A 9,765-nucleotide genomic window follows, 5' to 3' on the forward strand; every position below is an offset into this window, starting at 1 on the left:
GACGACCACAAATCCAGCGTCTCTTCAACAGACGTACTGCCACTTATCATATCCTGAATCATGGTTACCCATAGATTCAGAACTCAACACAAAATACAACTGTAGTGCTAAATGAGCAAAAGTCTTTTTGCTTCTTTTTCTTCAGAAAAAGAAGAAACACCCCTTACTCATGCTCCCGGCGTAAAATCGGGCGCGTCTTGTCCCAGAGGCTGATTCCGCGCAGGGCGAGGTCGGCGATGCCGGGGAGGAGGCGCGGCTGCATCAGCTCCGGGTCGAAGGCGCGCATCCGGCGGGCGTTTTCCCGGTGGCAATCCTCGACGAAGCCGCGGAAGGAAAAGCCGTCGAGGAAGAGATTGGTCTGGGTGACGGCGAAATCGCGTCCGTCATTGGCGTTGCGGCCGCGTCGCATCATTCCGGCGAGGCGGCCGAGGGCGCGGCCGTAAAAGCGCAGGGACTTCGCCATGCGGCGGGCGGAGCCGAGGCCGCGTCGTTTTTCGCGCCACGCCATGTAATTGATGAAGAAGACGATGTGCCGCGTCTCCTCGAACATCAACACGTCGAAAATATCGAACATCGATTCGGGCAGGAACTGCGATTGCCGGGCGCTCTTGAAGGCGCCGAAGCCGAGGAAGGCGTCCAGACATTCCCCGAATCCGAAGTCGATGAAGGCGGTTTCGAGATCGGGGGGGAAGTCTTCGATCGGCTGGGGATGGGCGTCGAGCCCATACCGCTCGATCATGACGCGGATGAGTTCGGCGTGGCGCGCTTCCTCCAGACCCTGCACGCGCACGGCCTCGCGCACTATGGGGTCGACAACCTGGGGGATGAACGCATCGACGATCGCCCCGGCCCGGCGTTCGGTGTGATAGACTTCCTGCCAGAAGGGCACGGCGCGCAGCCGGGTCAGTTCATCCGCCGTCAGTTCCGGCCAGGGCAGGGAAGCGGGGTCGAAAATCTGATGCGTGTCGACGAACTGCTTGCAGAAAAAGACCTTGTGCGCCTCTGACCCGGCTTCCATGGCGGTCAGGCCGCCTTGCGCAAGGATTTGACCTTTGCCGAGACGGTGTTCCAGGCTTTCGAGCCGGCGATGAGGGCGCGGGCGAGATTGGGGGTGAGTTGAGGGCGCTTCAGCCGGTGATCATAGCCGGAGAAGCGGCGTTCGTTTTCGTCCAGGCAGAGCTGCATCAGATCGGACAGATCGATGTCGATATTCGAAACGTCCTTGACGCCGGTGACGGTGAATTTCGCGTCCTGCGCGTGATCGTTGCCCTCGCCGTCGATGGAGTGCATCAGCCCGATGCGCTCGTAGACGAGGAAGAGCCAGACGCCGAGGACGCGCGCCTCGAACCAGGGGCGTTTCCAGAATGGCATGGTGGCGCGGTGCCAGGCGAGCCAGTTGGCGAAGAGCAGGATGTGGCGGCATTCCTCCTGCATCACCGGCTCGAAAGTCTCGATCAGCTCGGGCGGGAAGAGCCCGGCGCGCTCCGCCATGGCGAAGAGGCCGAAGGCGAAGAAACTGTCCACGCATTCCGAGAAGCCCGTGACCAGATAGGCCCATTCGGTATCTTTCGGCTCGATATAGGGCGGCTCCGGGGCCATCTTGATGTCGTAGGCCTCGACGAGGCGGGACAGCACCTCCTTGTGCCGGTTCTCCTCCCAGGCGTTGCGGGAGAGGGCGTCCTTCATGTCGGGATCGTCGATCATGGCGGCGTAGGCGGCCATGCGGAGGCGCGCCTTGCCCTCGGTCTGCACCGCGATGTCCCAGATGGGGAGGGATGTGATGCGGCGCTGGGTGTCCGGGTCGAGCTTCGGCCAGGCGATGACGGAGGGTTTGTAGGGGTTGAACGTGTCCCGGAACATCTGGGCGACGGCGCGCTTGTGCGCCTCCGAGCCCGGTTTCAGCGGGCCCGCGACGGGGCTGCTCCAGTGGCGCGCCTCGTAATCGGCGCGGGCCAGGGCTTTTTCCGACGGCTGGTCGGGGAGATGGCTGTAGATATCGGCGAGGCTGTTCATCGTGACGCTCCACGAATTGGCGCGCCGTATTGACTCGGTGATGCCCGGGCGCGCTGAGGGAAGGGGGACCGGGTGCGCGAGGCGCGCCCGTTCCGGATTTCAGGTGAGATCGCTCATGGCCGTGATGACGCGGCTGACGAGACCGTAGGCGATCGCCTCTTCCGCGGACATCCAGTAGTTGCGATCGGTGTCCTTGGCGATTTTCTCGTAGCTGTGGCCGGTTTCGCGGGCAAAGAGACGGTTGAGGCGTTCGCGCATCTTGATGATCTCGCGCGCCTCGATGTCGATATCGGTCGCCGGGCCGCGCACGCCGCCCATCGGCTGATGCAGCAGGAAGCGCGTATTCGGCAGGCAGAACCGGCGGTCCGGGCGGCCCGCAGCGAAGATCAGCGCGCCCGCCGAGGCGACCCAGCCTGTGCCGATCATGTTCACGGGTGCGACCGAATCCACGAAGCGGATCATGTCGTGGATGGTGTCGCCGCTTTCCACATGGCCGCCGGGCGAGTTCACGTAGACGTCGATCGGCTTGTCCGACGCGCCGGCGAGGGCGAGGAGGCGGCCGGTGACGTCGCGGGCGATCTTGTCGTTGATGCCGCCGAAGATCAGCACCTTGCGCTGCTCGAAGAGCTTGCCCTCAAGCTCGCTGATCGGCGCGTTCAACGTCTTGTTGTCGCCCGGCTCGGAGGGTTCCGGGCCCTCGGGCTCAGGCACGTCCGGGTCGCGGGGATCGGGTTCGTCATCCGCGAGATGGGTCGGACGTCCGGTGAGGCCGTTGGGCGTCGTGCCGCGCATATGTAGGTTCCTGTGTGCAGACAGCTTGGTCATCCACCTATATGTGCGCCCGACGCGCGCCGCTCACAAGAGCCGGAGGTGAAAATGCCTGCGCCGGGTCGCGCCCGCTCGGTGCCCGTCGAAGGGCGGCGGGTCTTTGGAAACCCTTGACTTTGAAATAAATGAGCCCTCTGACCGAGCGCCCTCGCCAGCGGCGAAGGGACGCGGTAGGGTGGCGGCATGAACATGAGACGGGTGGAAACGGGCTGCGCGTTGGCGGAATCGCGGCGGAACGGACGGGTCGGTCTGGGTCTGGCGGCGATGCTGGCCGTGGCGCCGGGGCTGGTCGGTTGCGCGCAGGGTGACGCCGTGCAGAGCGTCACCGGCTGGTGGCACCAGTATGAGGGCGGGGCGATCGCGCAGCAGCGCCCGCCGCCGCCGGGCGCGCATCAGCCTTACCCGCATGTGGGGTTGACGCCGACCGAGGCGCCGGAGATGCCGTCCGCCAGTGCGCGGACCGCGCTGACGGATCAGTTGAAGGCGGAGCGGAATTTCGGCAGGCGTCTGGCGGCGGCGGACGGTCCGCTGCCGGTTGCGCCGCCGAAGCCCGCAGCACCGCCGGGGCAGAACGCGGCGGCGAGCGGATCTTCCATGACGGTCGCGGCGGCGGGGGGCGGCCCGGCTCCGGCGCAGGACTGGACGATGCCCGCGGTGACGAAATTCGCGCCGCCGCCGATGCGGCCTGGCGAATTGCCGCAGATCGGACCGACGCCGCCTCCCGTGCCGGCGTTTCCCGGCTTCGACATTCCCGAGACGGCGGTGGGCACGCCGCGTTCGTCGCCCGCCTATGCCCTTGCCGACCCGCACGGCGTGTTGATCCGCTTCGCCCAGTCCTCCGACCAGATGCTGGCCGGGCAGGAAAAGTCGATCGGCGATGCGCTGACGGGGTGGAAGGCCGGTCTCCCGGTCTATGTGACGGGGTTCGGCGATGCGACCTCGCTTGCGCCGGACGATCAGGCGGCGAGCCTCCGTCTGGCCCTGGCGCGGGCGAAGAATCTGGCGGAGACCGTGATGCTGCGGCATGTCCGGGCGGCGGATGTCCATCTGGCGGCGGCCGCGAACGGGCATTTCGGGCGGGTCAGCCTCGTGCCCTGACACTTCGTGCTCTGATCCTCGCTTCGCTTTCGGGCGCCGAAATCCAGGTTCCGGCGCGATCGTGGAGATGACGATGGGCGGTTTCGTCCCGGCGCGATCCCGGCTAGTGTCAGATCGCGCGCGGCGCGCGGGAGTTCCGGCGCGTCCGATCGTTTCCTTTCGACCCTCCAGCCAGTTTGAAGATCATGACCGAAGAGTTCCATCGCATCCGTCGCCTGCCGCCCTATGTTTTCGCCGAAGTCAACAAGGCCAAGGCCGGAGCGCGCGCCCGGGGCGAGGACATCATCGATCTCGGGATGGGGAATCCGGACAGCCCGACCCCGCCCCATATCGTCAGGAAGCTCGTGGAGACGGTCGCGGACCCTCGGTCGCACCGCTATTCCGTCAGCCGGGGCATTCCCGGCCTGCGGCGGGCGCTGGCGGGGTATTACGAGCGGCGCTTCGGCGTGGCGCTCGACCCGGAGACCGAGGTGATCGCGACGCTCGGCTCCAAGGAGGGGCTGGCGAATCTCGCCTCGGCCATCACGAGCCCGGGCGACACGATTCTCGTCCCCAACCCGTCCTATCCGATCCATCAGTTCGGCTTCATCATCGCGGGCGCGTCCGTGCGCTCCATTCCGGCGACGCCGGACGAGGAGATGCTGCGCGCGCTCGACCGCGCCGTGCGTCATTCCGTGCCGAAACCGACGGCGCTGATCGTGAATTTCCCCTCCAATCCGACGGCGTTCGTGGCGCATCTCGATTTCTACAAGGAACTGGTGGCCTTCGCGCGGCGGGAGGAGATCTGGATCATGTCCGATCTCGCCTATTGCGAGATCTATTTCGGCGACGTGCCGCCGCCTTCGATCCTTCAGGTCGAAGGGGCGAAGGACATCGCCGTGGAGTTCACCTCGCTGTCCAAGACCTATTCCATGGCGGGCTGGCGCATGGGGTTCGCGGCCGGAAATCCGCGGCTGATCCAGGCGCTGACGCGCATCAAGTCCTATCTCGATTATGGCGCGTTCACGCCGATCCAGGTGGCGGCGGTGGCGGCGCTCAGCGGCCCGCAGGACTGCGTCGCCGAGGTGCGGCATCTCTACAGGGAGCGGCGGGATGTGCTGCTCAAGGGGCTGCACGCGGCGGGGTGGGACGTGCCCGCGCCGGAGGGGTCCATGTTTGCCTGGGCGCCGATTCCCGAGCCGTTCCGCGAGATGGGCAGCGTGGATTTCAGCAAGCTGCTGCTCAAGGAGGCGGGCGTCGCCGTCGCGCCGGGGCTCGGTTTCGGCGAGTACGGCGAGGGATTCGTGCGGATCGGGCTGGTGGAGAACACCCAGCGGCTGCGCCAGGCGACGCGGGCGATCAAGGGGTTCTTCGGCCGGCACGGGCTGCACAGCAACAGCGTCGGCGCGGAGCATGTGGCCTGATGGGCGGGGGCAAATCGCCGCTCAGGCTCGGGATCGCCGGATTGGGGACGGTCGGCGCGGGCGTCGTGACGCTGCTGCGCGAGAACGCGGCGGCCATCGCCGCGCGGGCCGGGCGTCCGGTTGAGGTGGCGGCCGTCTCGGCGCGTGACCGCAGGCGGGATCGCGGCGTCGATCTGTCCGGGGTGCGGTGGCATGACGACGCGCTGGCTCTGGCCGCCGATGACGGCGTGGATGTGGTGCTGGAGCTGATCGGCGGGGCGGAGGGCACGGCGCGCGCGCTGGTCGAGGCGGCGCTGGCGCGCGGACGCGATGTGGTGACGGCCAACAAGGCGCTGCTCGCGGTGCATGGCGCGCGCCTCGCCCGGCTGGCCGGGGAGAGTGGCGCTGCGCTGCTGTTCGAAGCCTCGGTCGCGGGCGGGATTCCCGCGATCAAGCTGGTGCGCGAGGGGCTGGCCGCGGACCGTCTGCTGCGTGTGGGCGGGATTCTCAACGGCACGTGCAACTACATCCTCACCACGATGCGCGACACCGGGCGCGATTTCGACGATGTCCTGGCGGAGGCGCAGGCGCTGGGCTATGCCGAGGCCGATCCGTCCGTCGATGTGGACGGGTGGGACGCGGCGCACAAGCTGGCCATTCTCGCGGGGTTGGCCTTCGGGCGGCCGGTCTCCTTCGACGGGGTGTTCGTCGAGGGGATTCGCGGCATCCAGGCCTGCGACCAGCATTTCGCGCGGGAGATGGGCTATCGCATCAAGCTGCTGGGCATGGCGCGGCGCGCCGGAGAGGGCGGGGCGATCGAGGCGTTCATGCGGCCCTGCCTCGTGGCGCAGGATTCGCCCCTGGCGCATGTGGACGGGGTGTTCAACGCCGTCGTCACCGAAGGCGCCTTCAGCGGCCCGATGATGATCGAGGGGCGCGGCGCGGGGGCGGGGCCTACGGCCAGCGCCGTTCTCGCGGATGTGGTTGATCTCGCGCGCGGCAAGGCGTTGCAGGTCTGGGGGGTGGCGCCGGGAGCGCCTGCCGCCTGCGCGCCGCGCAGCACCTTGCGGGGCGAATATTATCTCCGCGTGCTGGTCCGGGATCGTCCCGGCGTGGTGGCCGAGATCGCGGCGGCGCTGCGCGACACCGGGGTCTCCCTGCGCGCGCTGTCGCAGCACGGCGCGGCGCGCGATCCGGGCGGCGCGGTGCCGTTGGCGCTGCTGACTCATGAGACGGCGGAGGCGGCGATGATCGCCGTCGTGGAGGTGCTCGCAACGCTCGATTCCGTGATCGGCGCGCCCCTGCTGCTCAAAATCGAGATGCTGTGATTGGCCTTTGGCGCGCGCAGCACCGTAAACCTGTGAACTTCGGCTCACATTTCAGGTTATGACCCCGCATCGGAGGGCTTAGACATGGCACACGCGAAGAAGAGTTCCGAATATCGCGTCACGGATCGCAATCTGGCGCTGGAGCTCGTCCGCGTCACCGAGGCGGCGGCGATCGCGTCCTCCGACTGGACGGGGCGGGGCAAGAAGAACGAGGCGGACGGCGCGGCGGTGGAGGCCATGCGCCTCGCCTTCGACACCGTCGCCATCAACGGCACCGTCGTCATCGGCGAGGGGGAGATGGACGAGGCGCCGATGCTCTATATCGGCGAGAAGGTCGGGTCGGGCGGGCCGGAGATGGATATCGCCGTCGATCCGCTGGAGGGCACGAATCTCTGCGCCAAGGACATGCCCAACGCCATGACCATGGTGGCGCTGGCGGAGCGCGGCAATTTCCTCCATGCGCCGGATGTCTACATGCAGAAGCTGGTCGTCGGGCCGGGCCTGCCCGCGGATATGATCGATCTGGACGCGCCGATCGAGACCACGATCCGCGATCTGGCGAAGGCGAAGGGCAAGCCGGCCAGCGAGATTGTCATGTGCGCGCTGGATCGCGAGCGTCACGCCGAGATGATCGCCCGCGCCCGTGAGGCCGGGGCGCGCGTCAGCCTGCTTTCGGACGGCGACGTGGCGGCGGCGATCGCGGCGTGTCTGGAGGAAAGCGCGGTCGATCTCTATGTCGGGTCGGGCGGCGCGCCGGAAGGGGTGCTGGCGGCGGCGGCGGTCCGGTGCGTCGGCGGCCAGATGCAGGGGCGGCTGCTTTTCGAGGACGATGCGCAGATCGCGCGGGCGAGGGACATGGCGCCGGGGCAGGACCCGACGCGCAAGCTGGGGCTGCATGACATGGCCCGGGGCGACGTGCTGTTCTCGGCGACGGGCGTGACCACCGGCGCGCTGCTGCGCGGCGTGATGCGGGTCGGGCTGGCGCAGGTGCGGACGCATTCGATCGTCATGCGTTCGAAATCCGCGACGGTACGCTTCATCGAGGGGCGGCACGATTTCGGCACCAAAACGTGGACGGCACACTGAGGAGGCACGGGTTCCGATCTTGTCCGGGGCGGAGGCGGCATTCGTCCTCGGCGTCCGGCGCAGCGCCGGTGGCCGGGCGTGGCTCTGGCGCGACGCAGCGCTGACGGAGAGCGGCGCGCGAGCCGGGCTGGCGGTGGCCCAGCGTGCCGACGTGCCGGAGTTCATCGGGCGCATTCTGGCCGCGCGGGGCATTCCGGCGGAGCGCGCGGCGGCGTTCCTCGAACCGCGCCTGCGCGACTGGTTGCCTGATCCGTCCTGTCTGAAGGGCATGGACGAGGCGGCGGCGCGTCTGGCGCGTGCCGTGCGGGAGCGCGAATGCGTCGGGATTTTCGGCGATTACGACGTGGACGGCGCGTGCGGGACGGCGCTGCTGGCGCTGGTGCTGCGCGAGCTTGGCTGCCGCGTCGAGACGCATATTCCCGACCGGATGGCTGAGGGGTACGGGCCGAATGCGGTGGCGCTCGAAGGGCTGATCGGGCGGGGCGCGGATCTGCTGCTCTGTGTGGATTGCGGCACGGCGGCGGCGGCGATTCTCGATCCTTTCACCGGGCGACGGGATATGCTCGTGCTGGACCATCACAAGCCCGACGGCGCGATCCTGCCGCGCGGGGTGGTGGTCAATCCCAATCGCCTCGATTGTGCGTCCGGTCTGGGCATGCTCTGCGCCACGGGAGTCGCGTTCCTGACGCTGGTGGCGCTGCTGCGGCAATTGCGCGTCGACGGGGCGTTCGCGGAGCGTGCGCCGCCCGATCTGCTGCGCCATCTCGATCTCGTGGCGCTGGCGACGATCTGCGACGTGATGCCGTTGCAGGGGCTCAATCGCGCCTTCGTGGCGCAGGGGCTGCGCGTGCTGGGGCGGGGCGAGCGGCTGGGGCTGGCGACGCTCGCTTCCGTGGCGATGGTGCGCGACATGGCGAGTGCCATGGCCTGCGGCTATGCGTTCGGCCCGCGCATCAATGCGGGCGGGCGGATCGCCGAGGCCGATCTCGGCGTGCGGCTGCTGCTGGCGGAGGATGCGTTCGAGGCGCGGCAACTGGCCGAGAAGCTGGACGAGGTGAACCGCAAGCGCCAGACGGTCGAGAGTCATATTCTCGATGCCGCGGTGGAGGCGGCCGCGGCGCAGTGCGCGGCGGGGCGTGGTGTTCTGTTCCTGCATGGCGAAAGCTGGCATCCGGGGGTCGTGGGCATCGTCGCCGGGCGGATTCGGGAGCGCTTCAACCGTCCCGTTCTGGTCGGCGCGGCGGCGGGAGGGATCATCAAGGGGTCGGGGCGGTCCGTGGCGGGGATCGATCTCGGCGCGGCGGTGATCGCGGCGCGTCAGGCGGGGCTGTTGCTGACGGGTGGGGGTCATGCCATGGCGGCGGGGTTTTCGCTTGCCGAGTCCGGCGCGGCGGCGGTGCATGATTTTCTCGACGAACGGCTGACGGCGGCGCGCGATCTGCCTGCGGCGGAGGCACTGGTCTGCGACGGGGTCGTGTCCTTGCGCGGCGCGAACGGGGCGTTGGCCGCGCAGATTGCCCGGCTTGCGCCGTTCGGGGCGGGCAATGACGAGCCGGTTCTGGCGCTGCCGCGCCTGCGTTGCGTGCGGACGGAGCGGATCGGCAAGGATGGCGCGACCTTGCGCGTGACTCTTCAGGGCGAGGAGGGCGGGCGTCTGAGGGGGCTGGTGTTCCGCGCGGGGGAGAAGGCGTTCGCCGCGCTGCTGGAAGACCCGTCGATGCCGGTGATCCATGTCGCCGGTCATTTGCGTGGCGAAGTGTGGCAGGAGCGCGAGACGTTGACGTTCTTCATCGCCGACGCGACGCTGGCTTGACGGGGCCGCGTCTCGATGCGACTTGCGGGTTTGTGGATCTTAGTTGTTTGGAGTCAAGGGTTTCCAACGGACGACTGTCCTGTGGGCGCCGGAATTCAAACCGCGACGCCGCCCGTGATGATTAGCCCGGATATCTCACACGAGTAGGTGCATGGGGCTCTGAAAACGGCGAAAGTTCTTGTTGGAAAAGGAAAATCCGCGAGCGAGGCCAGAGACC

8 protein-coding genes are annotated in these 9,765 nt (G+C 67.9%); 5 read left to right on the forward strand and 3 right to left on the reverse strand.

Annotated elements, in window-relative coordinates:
• Positions 1-163: 163 nt before the first annotated feature.
• The 3 genes from EDC31_RS16545 to EDC31_RS16555 all read right to left on the reverse strand — a co-directional run bounded on the left by EDC31_RS16545 (position 164) and on the right by EDC31_RS16555 (position 2,805).
• On the reverse strand, positions 164-1,018 hold the full coding sequence (locus EDC31_RS16545) for a hypothetical protein (RefSeq protein WP_239641737.1): 855 nt from the start codon (positions 1,016-1,018) through the stop codon (positions 164-166).
• A gap of 5 nt (positions 1,019-1,023) precedes the next feature.
• The gene (locus tag EDC31_RS16550; protein ID WP_042061130.1) at positions 1,024-2,013 is read right to left on the reverse strand and encodes a ferritin-like domain-containing protein; all 990 of its coding nucleotides are present in this window, start codon (positions 2,011-2,013) and stop codon (positions 1,024-1,026) included.
• Positions 2,014-2,112: 99 nt separating this feature from the next.
• Positions 2,113-2,805, reverse strand: coding sequence for an ATP-dependent Clp protease proteolytic subunit (locus EDC31_RS16555; protein ID WP_042061132.1), 693 nt, complete (start codon positions 2,803-2,805; stop codon positions 2,113-2,115).
• A 225-nt stretch (positions 2,806-3,030) separates the two neighbouring features.
• Between EDC31_RS16555 and EDC31_RS16560 the strand changes: the two genes are divergently transcribed.
• From EDC31_RS16560 to recJ, 5 genes are all read left to right on the forward strand, one after another.
• Positions 3,031-3,939 (forward strand): hypothetical protein, encoded by a 909-nt coding sequence (locus EDC31_RS16560; protein ID WP_132127179.1) that lies wholly within the window; start codon positions 3,031-3,033, stop codon positions 3,937-3,939.
• A gap of 185 nt (positions 3,940-4,124) precedes the next feature.
• Positions 4,125-5,342, forward strand: coding sequence for an LL-diaminopimelate aminotransferase (locus EDC31_RS16565; RefSeq protein WP_042061137.1), 1,218 nt, complete (start codon positions 4,125-4,127; stop codon positions 5,340-5,342).
• On the forward strand, positions 5,342-6,649 hold the full coding sequence (locus tag EDC31_RS16570; protein ID WP_042061139.1) for a homoserine dehydrogenase: 1,308 nt from the start codon (positions 5,342-5,344) through the stop codon (positions 6,647-6,649). Before EDC31_RS16565 ends, EDC31_RS16570 begins: the two co-directional genes overlap by 1 nt.
• 84 nt (positions 6,650-6,733) lie before the next feature.
• Complete coding sequence (gene glpX / locus EDC31_RS16575; RefSeq protein ID WP_042061140.1) at positions 6,734-7,735, forward strand: class II fructose-bisphosphatase; 1,002 nt, start codon at positions 6,734-6,736, stop codon at positions 7,733-7,735.
• A 19-nt stretch (positions 7,736-7,754) separates the two neighbouring features.
• Positions 7,755-9,548: a single-stranded-DNA-specific exonuclease RecJ gene (gene recJ, locus EDC31_RS16580; protein WP_042061142.1), complete on the forward strand. Its 1,794-nt coding sequence runs from the start codon at positions 7,755-7,757 to the stop codon at positions 9,546-9,548.
• Positions 9,549-9,765: the final 217 nt, after the last annotated feature.

Source organism: Acidomonas methanolica, assembly GCF_004346035.1.
In the GTDB taxonomy this organism is placed as follows: domain Bacteria; phylum Pseudomonadota; class Alphaproteobacteria; order Acetobacterales; family Acetobacteraceae; genus Acidomonas; species Acidomonas methanolica.

Excerpts from the sequence above, each read along its gene's own strand:
- EDC31_RS16545 (WP_239641737.1), bottom strand. The coding sequence starts at position 1,018 with ATGGAAGCCGGGTCAGAGGCGCACAAGGTCTTTTTCTGCAAGCAGTTC.
- EDC31_RS16565 (WP_042061137.1), top strand. The coding sequence starts at position 4,125 with ATGACCGAAGAGTTCCATCGCATCCGTCGCCTGCCGCCCTATGTTTTC.
- EDC31_RS16560 (WP_132127179.1), top strand. The coding sequence starts at position 3,031 with ATGAGACGGGTGGAAACGGGCTGCGCGTTGGCGGAATCGCGGCGGAAC.
- EDC31_RS16550 (WP_042061130.1), bottom strand. The coding sequence starts at position 2,013 with ATGAACAGCCTCGCCGATATCTACAGCCATCTCCCCGACCAGCCGTCG.
- EDC31_RS16570 (WP_042061139.1), top strand. The coding sequence starts at position 5,342 with ATGGGCGGGGGCAAATCGCCGCTCAGGCTCGGGATCGCCGGATTGGGG.
- glpX (WP_042061140.1), top strand. The coding sequence starts at position 6,734 with ATGGCACACGCGAAGAAGAGTTCCGAATATCGCGTCACGGATCGCAAT.
- EDC31_RS16555 (WP_042061132.1), bottom strand. The coding sequence starts at position 2,805 with ATGCGCGGCACGACGCCCAACGGCCTCACCGGACGTCCGACCCATCTC.